General features: G+C 59.1%; 13 protein-coding genes. 10 read left to right on the forward strand and 3 right to left on the reverse strand.

The features are described from left to right. Positions 1 to 58 precede the first annotated feature (58 nt). Positions 59 to 1,282, forward strand: a complete 1,224-nt coding sequence (locus tag ACTLLP_RS09845) for an NAD(P)/FAD-dependent oxidoreductase (protein WP_441059420.1) — start codon at positions 59 to 61, stop codon at positions 1,280 to 1,282. Between the two features lie 77 nt (positions 1,283 to 1,359). On the opposite strand, the gene fdhF is transcribed toward ACTLLP_RS09845, so the two are convergent. Continuing rightward, the gene (fdhF, locus tag ACTLLP_RS09850) at positions 1,360 to 4,074 is read right to left on the reverse strand and encodes a formate dehydrogenase subunit alpha (protein ID WP_441059422.1); all 2,715 of its coding nucleotides are present in this window, start codon (positions 4,072 to 4,074) and stop codon (positions 1,360 to 1,362) included. Between the two features lie 380 nt (positions 4,075 to 4,454). On the opposite strand from fdhF, the gene groES reads away from it, so the two are divergent. The 8 genes from groES to ACTLLP_RS09890 all read left to right on the forward strand — a co-directional run bounded on the left by groES (position 4,455) and on the right by ACTLLP_RS09890 (position 12,851). Beyond that, positions 4,455 to 4,742, forward strand: a complete 288-nt coding sequence (gene groES / locus ACTLLP_RS09855) for a co-chaperone GroES (protein WP_441059424.1) — start codon at positions 4,455 to 4,457, stop codon at positions 4,740 to 4,742. A 28-nt stretch (positions 4,743 to 4,770) separates the two neighbouring features. Further along, the gene (gene groL, locus ACTLLP_RS09860) at positions 4,771 to 6,393 is read left to right on the forward strand and encodes a chaperonin GroEL (protein WP_441059426.1); all 1,623 of its coding nucleotides are present in this window, start codon (positions 4,771 to 4,773) and stop codon (positions 6,391 to 6,393) included. A 97-nt stretch (positions 6,394 to 6,490) separates the two neighbouring features. Continuing rightward, positions 6,491 to 7,405, forward strand: coding sequence for a cysteine synthase A (gene cysK, locus ACTLLP_RS09865; protein ID WP_441059428.1), 915 nt, complete (start codon positions 6,491 to 6,493; stop codon positions 7,403 to 7,405). 90 nt (positions 7,406 to 7,495) lie between these two features. Then, complete coding sequence (locus tag ACTLLP_RS09870; RefSeq protein ID WP_441059430.1) at positions 7,496 to 8,749, forward strand: phenylacetate--CoA ligase family protein; 1,254 nt, start codon at positions 7,496 to 7,498, stop codon at positions 8,747 to 8,749. Further along, on the forward strand, positions 8,746 to 10,524 hold the full coding sequence (iorA, locus tag ACTLLP_RS09875; RefSeq protein WP_441059432.1) for an indolepyruvate ferredoxin oxidoreductase subunit alpha: 1,779 nt from the start codon (positions 8,746 to 8,748) through the stop codon (positions 10,522 to 10,524). The genes ACTLLP_RS09870 and iorA overlap by 4 nt, the downstream gene beginning before the upstream one ends. Then, a complete protein-coding gene (locus ACTLLP_RS09880) occupies positions 10,514 to 11,167 on the forward strand; it encodes an indolepyruvate oxidoreductase subunit beta (protein WP_441059434.1) in 654 nt (217 codons plus the stop codon). The genes iorA and ACTLLP_RS09880 overlap by 11 nt, the downstream gene beginning before the upstream one ends. Then, on the forward strand, positions 11,125 to 12,423 hold the full coding sequence (locus tag ACTLLP_RS09885) for a phenylacetate--CoA ligase family protein (RefSeq protein WP_441059436.1): 1,299 nt from the start codon (positions 11,125 to 11,127) through the stop codon (positions 12,421 to 12,423). The genes ACTLLP_RS09880 and ACTLLP_RS09885 overlap by 43 nt, the downstream gene beginning before the upstream one ends. Continuing rightward, the gene (locus ACTLLP_RS09890) at positions 12,420 to 12,851 is read left to right on the forward strand and encodes an ACT domain-containing protein (RefSeq protein WP_441059438.1); all 432 of its coding nucleotides are present in this window, start codon (positions 12,420 to 12,422) and stop codon (positions 12,849 to 12,851) included. Before ACTLLP_RS09885 ends, ACTLLP_RS09890 begins: the two co-directional genes overlap by 4 nt. Here ACTLLP_RS09890 and ytxC read toward each other — a convergent pair. Beyond that, positions 12,814 to 13,539: a sporulation protein YtxC gene (ytxC, locus tag ACTLLP_RS09895; RefSeq protein ID WP_441059440.1), complete on the reverse strand. Its 726-nt coding sequence runs from the start codon at positions 13,537 to 13,539 to the stop codon at positions 12,814 to 12,816. The genes ACTLLP_RS09890 and ytxC overlap by 38 nt on opposite strands. A gap of 265 nt (positions 13,540 to 13,804) precedes the next feature. Here ytxC and ACTLLP_RS09900 point away from each other — a divergent pair, with 265 nt between their 5' ends. Beyond that, a complete protein-coding gene (locus ACTLLP_RS09900) occupies positions 13,805 to 14,968 on the forward strand; it encodes an NAD(P)-dependent malic enzyme (RefSeq protein ID WP_441059442.1) in 1,164 nt (387 codons plus the stop codon). Here ACTLLP_RS09900 and ACTLLP_RS09905 read toward each other — a convergent pair. Continuing rightward, complete coding sequence (locus ACTLLP_RS09905) at positions 14,958 to 15,878, reverse strand: PP-loop family protein (protein ID WP_441059444.1); 921 nt, start codon at positions 15,876 to 15,878, stop codon at positions 14,958 to 14,960. The two genes, ACTLLP_RS09900 and ACTLLP_RS09905, sit on opposite strands and share 11 nt — an antisense overlap. Positions 15,879 to 16,037 lie beyond the last annotated feature (159 nt).

Here is a 16,037-nt window from a genome sequence, read left to right on the forward strand (position 1 = left end):
TTATAGCTCGCTTATCGGCCGCAACGCGTTGGCAATTAGAATTTGAGGAGGGATTTTCGTGCCGGTTAAGAAAAGGATTGTCATCGTGGGTGGCGGTTTTGCGGGTCACGCCGTGTTCTACGGCCTTAGACCCTATGCGGAAAAACTGGATCTCGTCCTTGTCGAGGAGCGCGTCGCGAGCGTGATGAAGCCGGAGCTTCCGGAAGTGGCCTTCGCTGGTTATCCGGTGGAGCGGGTGTTTATCCCCTTGCGCTCTTCGGTGGAGCACCACGGGGGCAGGTTCGTTCGCGGGCGGGTGGTATCGATCGCTCCTGCGGAAAACCGCCTCTTCCTGCAGGATGGCGCAGCGCTTCCCTACGACTACCTGATTCTCGGCCTCGGGGCGATCAAAGACTACGACGCCATACCGGGATTTCGCGAATACGGGCACTCCTTGTGTGACGAGAAGGAGGCGCCGCGGCTCGCCGCGGCGGTACGCAAGTTTCCGGGCGGGAGGGTGGTGATCGGAGCGGCGCCGACTCGCTTACCGAGCTACGCAGACATTCCCAACTTAGATGTCCCTTGCGAAGGGCCGGTGGGCGAGGCGATGTTCATGGTTGACTACGAGCTCCGCCGCCGGAGGTTGAGGGAAACGAGTGCGATCGATGTTTTTACTCCAGGCACCTTGTTTTTTGCTGACGTGGGACCTCGCGTGCACGAGAAGTTTGCTCCTCTGGTAGAGGAACGAGGGATTCGCGTCCATTCGAACAAGGAAATCCAAGCCCTCGAAGCGGGTAAAGTCCGCTTTGCCGACGGAAGCGAGCTCGCGGCGGACTTGGCCATCGTAATCCCCCCGTACAAAGGGCAAGCCTTTCTCCGGGAGGCGGGCCTGGGTGACGAACTCGGGTTTGTATACACGGATCTCGAGATGCGCCATCCTCTCCACCGCAACATCTACGCTGTGGGCGATGTGAACGCCCGTGCGATTCCCAAGCTCGGTCACCTGGCTGTGATGCAAGGAAAGATCGCCGCCGCTTCTCTCCTGCGCGAGCTCTTTGGCGCGGGCGAAGTGCCTCCGTATCGGCCGGAAGTGTTCTGCATCATGGACCGCGGCGGGCACGAGGCTAGCGTCATTCTGTCGGACGTTCTCTACGGGGGATCGCGAGACGTGGTTTACAGCGGACCTTTCGCTAAAGTCTTCGAGTGGAGCTTCGATAGCTTTTACTACTTTACGTACGGCCACGTGCCGCCGGAGTTTTTGCAACGGGGGCTGGAAAAATTACTCGAAACCTTCTCTTCCTAGGGCCAGAGCTTCGCGCCGCGTTCGGCCCTGTGCACTTCGCTTTGAGAACCCGGCGTTCTGCCCGGTTCAAGCCGGATTTAGCGGAGAGCTCGCTCCAGGCGGACAGCCACCCCTTTGAAGGCGGGAATGTGAGCTCGGGGATCGCAGCGGTCCCCCACCAGAAGGTTTATGGGGTTGTCAGGGTTGTGAAAGGTGGCGAAGAGGACGCGGCGCGGCAGGTTGTCGCTGGCGGTGACTTCCATTTTCAGCGCGCTGTGAAGCGAGCGTACCAAGACCCGATCGCGGGGCTTTAGCCCGAGCTCGGCCATGTCTTCCGGATTCATTTCCAGCAAGTTTTCCTGGTAAAAACCCAGCGGCGTGCGCCGGGTCATGGTTCCCGAGTGGTAGTGGGTCAAGTAGCGCCCGGTGATCAGGAGAAAGGGATAATCCTGGCTTGGCTGCTCGTCGGGAGGTGCAAAGTGCACCGGCTGGAAGCGCCCTTTTCCCCGGGTGAATTGCTCCTGGTGCAAGATAGGGGTGCCGGGGTGATCGGGGTGGGGACAGGGCCAAAAAATGCCTTCCGGTTCCGCTTCTAAACGGCGATAGCTGACCCCGCCGTAACTAGGGGTAAGTCGGGATATTTCTTCCATAATGTCCGCGGGCGAAGCGTATTCCCACGGGTGCCCCAATCTGCGGGCCAGGAGGGTGATTATTTCCCAGTCCGGCTTGGCCTGTCCCACGGGGCTGATGGCCCGTCGCACCCGCTGGATGCGGCGCTCGGTGTTGGTGAAGGTGCCGTCTTTCTCGGCGAAGCTGGCTGCCGGCAGGACCACGTGAGCGAAGCGGGCGGTTTCGGAAAGGAAGATGTCCTGAACCACCAGGAATTCCAGGTTTTCCAAGGCTTTTTTTACCATGCTAGTATTGGCTTCGGTAACCATGGGGTTTTCCCCTACAATGTAGAGGGCTTTGATCCGCCCCTTTACCGCCGCCTCCAGCATCTCGCTGGCGGTCAGTCCCGGGCGGTCAGGGATTTCCACCCCCCACGCGGCGGAGAATTTAGACCGCACCTTGGAGTCGCTCACCGGCTGATATCCGGGGAGGTAGTCCGGAAGAGCTCCCATGTCGCAGGCTCCTTGAACGTTGTTTTGGCCTCGCAGGGGAAAAAGACCGTTGCCCCGCCTACCCACGTGACCGCAGAGCAGGGCCAGGTTGGCGATGGCGTGTACGTTGTCGGTGCCGCAGGTGTGCTGGGTTACACCCATGGTGTAAAGGATAACGGCGTTGGCGGCCCGGGCATACCCGCGAGCCACGGCAAGGATGAGGTCTTCGGGTACGCCGGTGACGGTGGCGGCCAAGGCGGGAGGGTACTGCATGGCGGCTTCCCGGAAGGCAGCGAAATTTTCGGTGCGATAAATTACAAATTCCTGGTTCCAAAGGTTTTCCTGGAGGCAAACGTGGGCCAGGGCGTTGAGCAGGGCAATATCGGTGCCGGGGCGAATCTGCAGGTGGTAATGGGCGCGGCTGGCTATTTCGGTGCGTCGCGGATCGATGACGGCCAGGGTAGCACCGCGGCGGAGCGCCTTTTGGATCTGGATGGCGGTCACCGGGTGGGTTTCGGTGGTGTTGCTGCCAATCACCAGTATGAAGTCAGCTTCAGCTATTTCGGCCAAGCGGTTGGTGGCGGCACCGCTGCCCAAAGCTTCCCGCAAGGCTACCAACGTGGGGGCGTGGCAGAGGCGGGCGCAATGGTCTATGTGGTTGGTGCCCAGCACGGCTCGGGCGAATTTGTTCAGCAGATACACTTCTTCGTTGGTGATGCGGGCCGAGGCTAGCACCCCTATGGTTTCCGGCCCATACCGCTCTTTGATTTCTCGCAAGCGCTGGGCTACCAATTCCAGCGCTGCTGGCCAGGTGACCTTGGCGAAGAGGTAAGGGTTGCGGATCAAGGGCATTTGCAGACGATCGCGGTGGTGGATGAATTCCCAGCCGAAGCGCCCCTTAACGCATAGCCAGCGGCCGTTGACCGGGGCTTCGGGGCACGACTGCACTCCGATTACCCGATCACCTTTCACCACCAGGTAGAAGGAGCAACCGGTGCCACAGTAAGGGCAGACCGTCTTCACCTTTTTCACTTCCCAAGGCCTGCCCTTCCCCCGCATGGACTTGGGGTAAAGAGCTCCCACCGGGCACACGGCTACGCAATTGCCGCAGAAGACGCAGCCCGCCTTTTCCAGCGGGAGTTCAAAGGGAGTGGTAACCTTGCTACGCACGCCGCGGTAGGCGAAATCGATGACCGACTTGCCCATGATCTCGGCGCACACGCGCACGCACAGGCCGCAAAGGACGCATTTGTTCATGTCCCGCACGATGAAGGGGTTGCTTTCCTCCACCGGGTGATTGCGCCCTTCACCCTGGAAGCGGCGACGCACCCCGTAGCGGTACGCCAGGTCTTGCAGGGCGCAGGAGCCGGTGCGCTCGCAGGTTAGGCAGTCCTCGGGGTGGTTGGCCAGCAAAAGCTCGATGAGGGTGCGGCGGGCGTGGCGCACGGCCGGACTCTCGGTTTCCACCACCATGCCGGGGCGCACCGGGGTGATGCAGGAGGCAGGGAGCTCCTTCCAACCCCGCACTTCCACGATGCAGAGGCGGCACCCTCCCCAGGGGCTGAGCTCCGGGTCGTGGCAGAGGGTGGGGATGTTAATGCCCGCCTGACGGGCAGCTTCCAGAATGGTGGTCCCGGCGGGAACGGTGACCTCCCTTCCATCGATGACCAGGGTTACCGCCGGAGTAGTGGTTTTAGTCGGCTTAGGATGCAACCAATTCCCCTCCGCGCGCAGCTGACTGTTTTAAGCATAGCGCCCAGCTCGGCGGTGAGCAAAGCGAAGGGGGTAAATGGCTAAAAATTAGCGCCCGGCGGTGGTTAGGGTGTAAAAAGTTGCTTGGCAGGAAAAAATTCTTATAGACCCCCGGGTCAGTTTAAGAAAAGCAGGAGCCAGAGAGCGAAAAAAAATGTTCGCGGGAGAAAAAACGTTTTCTTCTGGTAATAACCCTAGTTGAAATTATCTGATGGCTGAATTCGGCTTATAACGGGTTTTGCCTTTAACCGCAGTCTTCGCTACTATCTATTCTGTAGCCGGTTATTAGCACTCACTTTAACCGAGTGCTAACAATATAAAACTAAGAGGAGGGATTGGGCTTGATTAGACCTCTAGGCGATCGGGTAGTTGTCAAGCCTTTGCCTGCGGAAGAGGTGACTAAAGGGGGAATAGTGCTTCCTGATACGGCCAAGGAGAAGCCGCAGAAGGGCGAGGTGGTGGCCGTAGGTCCGGGCAAACTGCTGGACAACGGGCAGCGGGTGCCCATTGATCTGAAAGTGGGCGATAAGGTGCTCTACTCCAAATACGCCGGGAATGAGATCAAGATCGATGGCGAGGAGTACCTTATTTTGCGCGAGAGCGATGTTCTAGGCGTATTGGAGCAATAAGCCATAAGGTAAGGAGGGGAAAATCGAAATGGCAGGTAAGCAGATACTTTTCCGAGAGAACGCGCGGGCAGCGATTGAACGCGGTGTTAACGCGGTAGCCGATGCCATTAAAGTGACTTTAGGGCCACGGGGCCGCAACGTGGTATTGGAGAAAAAGTTCGGTTCGCCCCAGATCGTTAACGACGGGGTCACCATTGCCCGTGAGATCGAGCTGCCCGACCCGGTGGAAAACCTGGGAGCGCAGCTGGTAAAGGAGGTTTCCTCCAAGACCAATGATGTCGCTGGTGACGGAACCACCACGGCGGCTCTGCTGGCTCAAGCCATCGTGCGCGAAGGTATGAAGAACGTGACGGCAGGGGCTAACCCCATAATGCTCAAGCGCGGCATCGACAAGGCGGTCGAGCAGGTAGTGGAGGAGCTCAAGAAGATCGCCAAGCCAGTGGAGTCCCGCGAGGCCATCGAGCAGGTGGCTTCCATCTCCGCCAACGATCCCGAGATCGGCCGTCTTATCGCCGAGGCCATGGAAAAGGTGGGCAAGGACGGTGTTATCACGGTAGAGGAGTCCAAGGGAATCACCACCACCCTGGAAGTGGTGGAGGGCATGAATTTTGACCGGGGCTACATCTCTCCCTATTTCATTACCGATCCCGAACGGATGGAGGCCGTGCTGGAGGAGGCTTACATCCTGATTACGGATAAGAAGATTTCGGCGGTGGCCGATCTCCTTCCCTTGCTGGAGAAGGTGTTGCAAACCGGTAAGCCTTTGCTGATCATCGCCGAAGATGTTGAAGGCGAAGCTCTAGCCACGCTGGTGGTCAATAAGCTGCGGGGCACGCTGGCAGTTTGCGCGGTAAAGGCCCCTGGCTTTGGTGATCGGCGCAAAGCCATGCTTCAGGATATCGCCATCCTCACCGGCGGCCAGGTGGTTTCCGAGGAACTCGGGCTCAAGCTGGATAAGACCACCCTGGATATGCTGGGCCGGGCGCGTCAGGTGCGGGTTAAGAAAGAAGAGACCATCATCGTTGGGGGCCAGGGTAGCGCCGACGATATTACCAAACGCATTGCTCAGATCAAGAAGCAAATCGAGGAAACCACCTCGGAATTCGATAAGGAGAAATTGCAGGAGCGGCTGGCTAAGCTGGCTGGCGGTGTGGCAGTGATCGAAGTGGGCGCGGCCACCGAAACCGAGATGAAGGACAAAAAGCTTCGCATCGAGGATGCCCTTAACGCCACGCGGGCAGCGGTGGAGGAGGGCATTGTTCCCGGAGGTGGCACGGCGCTGGTCAACTGCATCCCGGCGCTGGATAACCTGAAACTAGAGGACCCCGATATGGAGACTGGAGCTCGCATCGTCCGGCGGGCTCTGGAGGAGCCGCTGCGTCAAATAGCGATTAACGCTGGCTACGAGGGTTCGGTGGTGGTGGAGCGAGTTAAGGCCAGCGAGATGGGCGTGGGCTTCGACGCTCTCAACGAGCGCTACGTCAACATGATTGAGGCCGGTATAATTGACCCGGTGAAGGTAACACGGACGGCGCTACAAAATGCCGCCAGCGTGGCCGGGATGGTGATAACCACCGAGTGCCTGGTGGCGGAGAAGCCGGACAAGGAAAAGGAGAAGATGCCTGGAGGCATGGGGCCGGAAATGATGTAAATCTACCCCGCGAGAAGTGGGGTAGGGCTCCCGCTTGGATAAGCGGGAGCTTTTACTTTATAATGGACTGCAAACGGGGCGAAAGTAGGCGATATAGGTGCCAGTGCAGGAATGGGAGGATTTGATCGGGCGCACGCCGCTGGTCCGTCTCCGGCAGGCGAGTTCTCGAGCCACGGTGCTGGCCAAATGCGAGTGGTTCAACCCCGGTGGGAGCAGCAAGGACCGGGCCGCACTTTTTATGCTACGCGCGGCTCTGGCCAGTGGGAGGCTGGCTCCCGGGGGCACGGTGGTGGAGCCCACCAGCGGTAACACGGGCATAGCCCTGGCTTGGTTAGGGGTGCGGATGGGGTTGAAGGTGGTTATCACTATGCCGGAGAACATGAGTCGCGAGCGAGTCTCTCTGCTTCGCGCTTTTGGTGCCCAGGTGGTGCTGACCCCGGCGGCAGAGGGGCTGTCCGGTGCGGTGCGCGTGGCCCGAGATCTGGTAGCAGAAATCGAAGGAGCGTTTTTACCCAATCAATTCGCCAATCCGGCTAACGTCGAGGCCCACTATCGCACCACAGGCCCAGAGATCTGGGAAGACACGGAGGGGCGAGTAGAGGTGGTGGTGGCCGGGGTGGGAACCGGTGGTACCCTCACGGGCATCGCCCGCTATCTTCGGGAGCGGCGTCCCCAGGTGCAAGTGGTGGCGGTGGAGCCGGCCGAGTCGCCATTGCTCTCCGGCGGAACTCCAGGGCCGCACGGTATCCAGGGAATAGGCGCAGGCTTTCTGCCCCCTCTGCTGGAGCGAGAATTAGTGACGGAGGTGGTGGCTGTTTCCACCGAGCAAGCAGAAGCCGCAGTGCGGGAACTAGCGCGGGAGGAAGGGATGCTGGTGGGCCTGTCTTCCGGTGCGGCTTACTGGGCGGCGCTTCAACTCGCTAACCGTCCAGAAAATCTTGCTAAAACTATTGTGGCCATTTTTCCCGACAGCGGAGAGCGCTACTTGTCTCTGGGGCTGTGGGAGAGGTAATCCTACTATGAGGAAAGGTTTGGTGGATAAAAGTTGCGGGCAGTGGGGATTTGTCGGGGGGAGACTCTGAGCCAGGAAGAGCTAAGGCAGTTGCAGTTGTCCAGATTAAAGGAGCTGCTGGCGCGTGTCTATCAGCGGGTTCCTTTCTATCGGCGCAAAATGGAAGAGGCGGGACTGAAACCGGAAGGCATTCGCCAGCTAGAAGATATTAAATACCTTCCCTTCACTACCAAAGACGATTTGCGGGATAACTATCCGTTTGGCCTTTTCGCTGTGCCTATGAGAAGAGTGGTGCGTTTGCACGCTTCCTCCGGTACCACGGGCAAGCCCACGGTGGTGGGATACACCCGCCGAGATCTGGCTCTCTGGGCCGAAATGGTGGCGCGCATCGTGCGGATGGCCGGGGTGGGCCGAGGAGATGTGGCCCAAATCTGTTTCTCTTACGCTCTGTTCACGGGGGGCTTTGGGTTGCACGCTGGTCTAGAGAGGGTGGGCTCAACGGTGATCCCGGCGGCCGCCGGCAACACTGAGCGCCACATCCGCTTGATGCAGGATTTCGGTACCACCGTGTTAGTGGGCACTCCTTCTTACATCCTGCATATCGCGGAAGTGGCTCAACAGATGGGTGTTAATCCCCGCCAGCTACGGGTGCGTAAGGCGCTTTGCGGTGCCGAACCCTGGAGCGAGGGGTTGCGAGCAGAAATCGAGCGGGTCTGGGGGATAGAAGCTTACGATAACTACGGGCTTTCGGAGATCATCGGCCCCGGCGTGGCGGGGGAGTGCCAGGAGCGCCAGGGGTTGCATATCAACGAAGATCATTTCCTGGTGGAAGTGATCGATCCGGCCACGGGGGAGCCGTTGCCACCGGGAGAGCAAGGGGAGTTAGTCTTTACCACCCTGACCAAGGAGGCCTTGCCGCTGCTTCGCTACCGCACTCGGGATCTTTCCCGGCTCCTTCCCGATCCCTGCCCCTGTGGCCGCACTACCAGGAGGATGGAGCGCGTTTTGGGCCGCACCGACGATATGCTAATCGTCCGCGGCGTTAACGTCTTCCCCTCCCAGATAGAGGAAGTTATAATGGGGATCCCGGGTTTGGCGCCTCACTATCAGATCGTAGTGGACCGCAGGGGCTACCTGGACGAGATGGAGGTGCAGGTGGAGTTGTCCCAGGAGGGGTTCACCGGTTCCTACGAAGATCTTGAGGAACTGGAAGAGGCGCTGCGCCACCGTTTGCACGCCATCCTTTCTCTAACTCCCAAGGTCAAGCTCCTGGAGTACGGCTCGCTTACCCGTACCACGGGCAAGGCCAAGCGGGTACTGGATCGCCGGGGTGAGAAAACGTGAAGTTGCTCAGCGGTAACGAGGCCATTGCTCGGGGGGCCTACGAGGCGGGGGTGCGGGTGGCGGTGGCCTACCCCGGCACCCCTAGCACCGAAATCCTGGAAAGCGTTATCCGCCATTACCCGGAGATTTACGCCGAGTGGGCAGCTAACGAAAAGGTGGCTTTAGAGGTGGCCTTTGGCGCCAGCCTGGCCGGGGCGCGATCGCTGGTTGCCATGAAGCATGTGGGGGTGAACGTGGCAGCCGACCCACTAATGACTATTTCTTACACCGGCGTGAACGCCGGACTGGTGTTGGTTTCGGCCGATGACCCCGGTATGCATAGCTCGCAGAACGAGCAAGACAACCGTTTTTACGCCCGCTTCGCCCAGATACCCTTGCTGGAACCGGCTGACAGCCAGGAGGCCAAGGATTTCGTCAAGGAGGCTTTCGCTATAAGTGAGTCCTTCGACACGCCGGTGTTACTCCGCAGCACCACCAGGGTTTCTCACTCCAAGAGTCTGGTGACTGAAGGGGAACGGGAAACCCCGCCCGCCCGGGTGTATCGCAAAGATTTCGCCAAGTACGCCGTGCTTCCCGCCCATGCCCGCGTCCTGCACGAGAAAGTGGAGCAACGGCGGGAGAAGCTCGCGGCTTACTCCGAACGCTCTCCACTGAATCGGCTGGAGTGGGGCGATAAACGCCTAGGTTTCATTACTTCCGGAGTGGCTTACTACTATCTCAAGGAACTTTTTCCTTGGGCTTCTTACCTTAAGCTAGGGATGAGCTACCCCGTACCGTTAAGTTTGGTGCGGAAGCTGGTGGCCGAGGTGGAGCACGTCATCGTGGTGGAAGAATTGGAACCTTTTCTGGAAGAGGCCATCGGGGCGGCGGGCATAGCTTTGCCGGGCAAAACGCTGGTACCCCGCACGGGAGAGTTGTCCCCCTCCGTCTTGGCTCAGGGGCTGGTTCGCGACCCGCAAGTGCTGCGCCTGGCCCGCGAGTACGGCGTCCACCTGGAATTTCCTCAGGAAGAGGAAAAATTGCCGGTGCGACCGCCGGTTTTGTGCCCAGGATGCCCTCACCGAGGGGTCTTTTACGTGCTGAAAAAGATGAACCTGGTGGTAACCGGTGACATAGGCTGTTACACCTTAGGCGGTCTCCCTCCTTTAGGGGCTATGGACACTTGCATCTGCATGGGAGCCTCGGTGGGGATGGCGCATGGACTGATCAAGGCGGACCCCAGCTTGGCCGGGAAAACGGTGGCGGTGATCGGGGATTCTACCTTTTTTCACACCGGACTTTCGGCTCTGGCCAGCGCGGTCTATAACCGTGGCCGAGCTCCGGTCATCATTCTGGACAACCGCACTACGGCCATGACTGGTCACCAGGACCACCCGGGTACCGGGAAAACGGCTCGGGGAGAGGAAGCCCCGGCTTTGGATGTGGCTGCAGTGGCCTCGGCGTTGGGGGCGGAGTTCGTGCGGGTAGTCGATCCCTACGATTTGCGGGCGGTGAAAGAGGCGGTGAAGGCAGCGCTGGAGTCTGGCGTTACGGCGGTGGTGGTGGCCAGGCGCCCCTGCCTCCTCGTGGAGCGTCCCCGCTCCCGCCCCTTGAATTATCACCGGGAAAACTGCCGGGCCTGCAATCTTTGCTTGGAGTTGGGGTGTCCCGCGCTATCGCTAGAGGACGGGGAACAGCGCCGCATAGCAGTGGACCCCTGGCTATGCGTGGGCTGTGGGCTATGCGCTCAGGTTTGTCCCTTCGGAGCATTGGAGGTGGAGCAAGGTGCCGACTAACATATTGGTGGCTGGCGTGGGAGGGCAGGGGATCTTGCTTGTCGGCAAGCTTATCGCCCGGGCTGCTCAACTGGCCGGTTTTCAGGTCAAGACTTCGGAGATTCACGGTATGGCGCAGCGCGGCGGCAGTGTAATCACCCATGTCCGCTATGGGCCGGAAGTGTACTCTCCGGTCATTGCTCCCGGCACGGCCGATTTTCTGCTGGCTTTCGAGAAATTGGAAGGCAGGCGGGCACTGCCCTTCTTGCGGCCGGAAGGATTGATTATTCTTAACGATTACACTCTTCCTCCTCTGCGAGTGGCTTTGGGTTTGGAGGCTTATCCGTCGGATACGGAGGAGTACCTGGCGCGCCGGCATCGACTTTTGCTGGTGCCAGCTCTGGCGGAGGCGCGCCGTTACGGGCTGGATTCCCGTTCGGTCAACGTTTTGCTGGCCGGGGTGCTGGCCGCCTGCACGGCTATCGCCCGGGAGATATGGGAGGAAGCCCTTCGGGATGTCCTTCCGCCTCGCTTCCTGGAGGTTAATCAACGCGCTTTCGCCCGCGGCTTTGATCTGAGCATTACCTGGCGACATAACACGGCAGAAGGAGTGGTAAATCAATGTGGAACCAGCCAGTGGAATGCCTTCCACGGGAAGAGTTGAGACGACTTCAGTTCCGGCGGCTGCAGGAGGTGCTGCAGTACGCCTACGCCAAGGTGCCCTTTTACCGCCAGCGCTTTCAATCGGCGGGGGTGCGTCCGGAAGACATTCGCCAGCTAGAAGATATTAAATATCTTCCCTTCACTACCAAAGACGATCTGCGGGATAATTATCCCTTTGGGCTTTTTGCGGTTCCTATGCAAGCGATTGTGCGTATTCACGCTTCTTCCGGCACCACGGGCAAGCCCACGGTGGTGGGCTACACCCGGCACGATATTGAGGTCTGGTCGGAGGTGATGGCCCGTACCCTGGGGGCGGCGGGAGCTTCGCCCCGAGACGTGGTACAAATCGCTTATGGTTACGGGCTTTTCACCGGCGGCCTGGGCGTGCATTACGGGGCGGAGAAGATCGGCTGCACCGTTATCCCTACCTCGGGCGGTAACACCAAGCGGCAGATTATGTTGATGCGCGATTTCGGTACCACTATTCTCTGTTGTACCCCTTCCTACGCTTGCTATCTGGCCGAGGTCATGGCGGAGCTGGGGGTGAAGCGAGAGGAACTCAAACTGCGCGCGGGGCTTTTTGGAGCCGAACCTTGGAGCGAAGGGATGCGCCGGGAGATAGAAAGCAGTCTGGGTATCGAGGCGCTGGACATCTACGGTCTGTCGGAGATTATCGGTCCGGGCGTGGCTGCGGAGTGCCCGGCTAAGGGTGGGCTGCATATCTGGGAGGATCATTTCCTGCCCGAAGTTATTGACCCGGCTACCGGCGAGCCTGTGCCTCCTGGGGAAGAGGGGGAGTTGGTCTTCACCACCTTGACCAAAGAAGCCCTGCCCGTGATCCGTTACCGCACCCGGGACATCTCTCTGTTGCTATCCGATCCCTGTCCCTGCGGCCGCACGCACGTGCGTATGGCCAAGGTCAAAGGGCGCACCGACGATATGTTAATCATACGCGGAGTCAACGTTTTCCCCTCTCAGATCGAAGAGGTATTGCTTTCCCTGGGATACACCGAACCGCATTACGTGCTGGTGGTGGATCGGGAGAAGCGCTTGGACGTTTTAGAGGTTTGGGTGGAAGTTTCGGAGCATATTTTCCGTGACGAGGTTCGCGGCATGGAGGAGCTGGAGGAAAAGATCCGGCGGGAGATTGAAGCCCTGTTGGGCATTGGAGTTAAAGTGCGCCTCGTAGAGCCTAAGAGCATTCAGCGGAGCGAGGGCAAGGCCAAGCGCATTATCGACAGGAGGGATATGAAATGAGCGTGAAACAAATTTCTGTTTTTTTGGAAAACAAAGGAGGAAGGTTGGCCGCGGTGGCGCGCCTGCTGGCCTCCAGGGAAATCAACATTCGGGCCCTCTCCATTGCCGACACTTCCGATTTCGGCATCTTGCGTCTGATTGTCGATCGACCCGAGGAAGCTTACCGGGCGCTGAAAGAAGAGGGCTTCACCGTGTCGCTCACCAATGTTCTGGCGGTGGCTGTCCCCGACCGTCCTGGAGGTTTGGCGCCAGCCCTGGAGGCTCTGAACCAGGCCAATCTCAATATCGAGTATCTCTACGCTTTCGTGGCTCGCCACGCCGATCAAGCGTTGGTCTTATTAAAGGTGGATGATCTGGAGCGCTCTATTCGAGTGCTGGAACAAGCCGGCTTCAAGGTTCCTTCGCCCGAGGAAATTTATTCGCTTTAAGCGGGGAGTTGCCGGACTGGCAAAACACGCAGCCCCGGCATTTCTTCAGGCGAAATAGTCGGGACAGAAGCGAAGCCAGGGTTTCCGGGAGCGAGTACCGGTGCAGTATCACCTCCTCTGCTCCCAGAAGGAGCAAGGTGCTCACGAGCCAGCCTGACGGGCCCTCCTCTGGCAAGATCTCTTCGGGAGGGAGAAAGGCCAGCTCTTTTTGCTCTCGGTCGCATAAAAGCATCCCCTGAGCGGGCTGGTAATAGCAGTGGACTAAGCGGTGGCCGGCACCGTGGTGCCGGCGGAAATTTTCCAGGAAAAGCAGGGTGCTTTCCGTTTCTTGCTGGTACAGCATTTCGTCCACCACTTCGTAGGCTAAGCGAGCGAGAGGTAAGCGAAGTTCCTTGAGCCTGAAATTAAGGAATCCTTCCAGGTGCAGTTGCACCGGGGAAGGAGAACGCAGGTAATCAAGAATTCGCTGGCGCACCAGCGAGCGATAGGGAGCCAAGACCTGTTCCGCCTGGGCCTCCTGGGTGGGGGTAAGGAGGCATTGGTGGCCGGTGATTGTCCTCAGTTCCTTTCCCCACAACGAGTGGAGGTAGAGTGTTAAAGCGTGCCGCAGCAAAAAATTTCCCAGCAACCGCCCCAGGCGTAACCGGGCGTAACGCTGTTCATTTTCCGAGCGAGTTCTGATTTTCACTCGCAGGGACTTCCACCCTCTCTCGCTCCTCAGGCGGCAAGGAATTTTTTCCTGGTTGAGCAGCTGCGCTTCCTGTCGCAAAGCGCTGTGCAGAGCTTCGCAGAGAGAGGGTGCGGACAGTAAGAGCTCCACTTCCAAGCCGTCTTTCCACCGTAATTTTTCTGGCAGAGAAAGTTTACGGAGCTCCCTACCCTTTTATACCTGCGTGATAGCGGTGGTATTTTAAAAAGAGCGAGGTTGGAACTTAAAAGGAGGCGTAAGGCGATTGACGTTAGAGGAGGAAGCTTTGGCTTTGCACCTTAAGCATCGAGGTAAAATTAGTGTGGAGAGTAAGCTACCGGTGCGCGACCGGCACGACCTCTCGCTTATTTACACGCCCGGTGTGGGTGCGGTTTCGGCGCTGGTGGCTGAGCAAAAAAATTTGGTTTACGATTATACCGCTAAAGGCAACCTGGTGGCGGTGGTCACCGATGGGACAGCCGTTTTGGGACTGGGCCATATCGGTCCGGAGGCGGCTTTGCCGGTTATGGAGGGTAAGGCGGTTCTTTTTAAGCTGCTGGCTGGGGTGGATGCCTTTCCCCTGTGTTTGCGTGCCAGCGACCCGGAGGCTGTGGTGACGGCGGTAAGACTCATCTCCCCCACTTTTGGAGGTATCAATTTGGAAGATATAGCCGCTCCGGCATGTTTTTACATTGAAGAGCGCTTGCGCCAGGAACTGGACATTCCCGTTTTTCACGACGACCAGCATGGCACCGCGGTGGTGGTGGCGGCAGCCTTGTTGAATGCCTTGCGATGCGCCGGCAAGTCTCTGGAAGCGGTGCGGGTGGTGGTGATAGGAGCAGGGGCGGCTGGCCTAGCCGTGACTAGGTTGCTGCTGGATCTGGGCGCTGGACATTTATTGGTCTGCGACCGGGAGGGAATTCTGGTTCCCGGTAAAACCAATAACCCCTACAAAGAAGCGGTAGCTCGGTTGACTAATCCAGCAGGTAGAACCGGCGATATGGCTGAAGCTTTGCGGGGGGCGGACGTGCTTATAGGCGTTTCTAGCGGGGGGATAGTTACCCCGGAGATGGTGGCCAGCATGGCTTCTGATCCCATAGTTTTCGCTCTGGCCAATCCGGAACCGGAAATCCGGCCGGAGCTGGCTCGCCAGGCGGGAGCGGCGGTGATAGCCACCGGGCGTTCCGATTATCCTAACCAGGTGAATAACGCCCTGGCTTTTCCTGGCATCTTCCGCGGTGCTTTGGACGCGCGAGCGCGGGAAATCAACGAGGCTATGAAGCTTGCGGCCGTTAGGGCCATCGCCGGCCTGGTGCCGGAACCGCATCCGGAATGCATCATCCCCGACCCCCTCGACCCTAGAGTGGCACCAGCGGTGGCCCGGGCAGTGGCTGAGGCTGCTCGTCTTAGTGGGGTAGCTAGGGTTTAGCCTTGGGCTCCAGTTTTTCGGCTGCTTCTTTTCGCCAAGTACGGCAAAAGGTGCAGATAGGCGAGGCGGAAGGGAAGCCGCAGAGCAAGCAGCGCACCTTGGGAGGGCGAGCGCTGGCTTCGACGAAGCGGTGGGCTTGCTGCGTGTAGCCTTCATAGAAAGAGCGCTTCAACCCAGGGGATTGCTCCTCTAAGGCTTCCAGCGCAGCCTTAAAGCGTTTAAACTTGGCTTGACTGGCGTATGGGCAACGGGCAGTGGTGGGGTCGATTCCATGCAAGTCGGCAAAAGCGCGGATCTCCTTCTCCCCCTGGAGGGCCAGCGGTTTGATTTTGCGGGCGAACCCGGGCTCTGGCGGTAGCACGGGCAAGCCCCTGGCCAAGTAGTGGAGGTCCCAGCGCATCAGGTTGGCTAGCAGAGCGGCGGCCATATCATCCAAGGTGTGCCCGGTGGCCAAGGCGTAAGCATCGGTGGCCAAGGCGTACTCATTCATGAGGTGACGTTTGGTGACGCCGCAAAGGGCGCATATCCGGTCTTGTTTCCGTGTCACCTGGGGCAGCGACCGGCCCAGCCGTTCTTGGACGCTGTAGATGTGCAGGGGAATCTGGTGCTGCTGGCAGAAATTTTCTACTGCCCGGCGCGAGCTGAGGGAGAACTCTTCCCCTATGCCCAAGTCGATGAAGAAACCCAGCACCTCGTATCCTAGGCGCTGCAGGGTCAATGCGGTTACCAGGGAGTCCTTCCCCCCCGAAAGGGCCACCACTACCCGAGCTCCCGGGGGCAACATCCGGTACTTTTTAATGGTACGACTCACTTGGCGGAGGAAAAAGGCGTCAAAGTGCTCTGGGCAGAAGGCGGCGTTGTGAGCTGGCAGCTTGATGTAAGCTGGTTTCCGGCATACGCGGCATTTCAAGGGGGTCACCTCCTCTTCCAGTTGCGCTGCTCTGCAACTATTTTAACCCTTCCGGTGAGAGTCGGCCAAACTCCACCGAAGGTGAAGTGCGCGTCAAGAGTTAGTAGGTGGTTCGGGAGAAAACTTCTCTTCATGGAAACCTCGCCGCCAGGATAGTCC

This window comes from Desulfothermobacter acidiphilus (assembly GCF_052073645.1).
GTDB lineage: Bacteria > Bacillota > Desulfotomaculia > Desulfotomaculales > Ammonificaceae > Desulfothermobacter > Desulfothermobacter acidiphilus.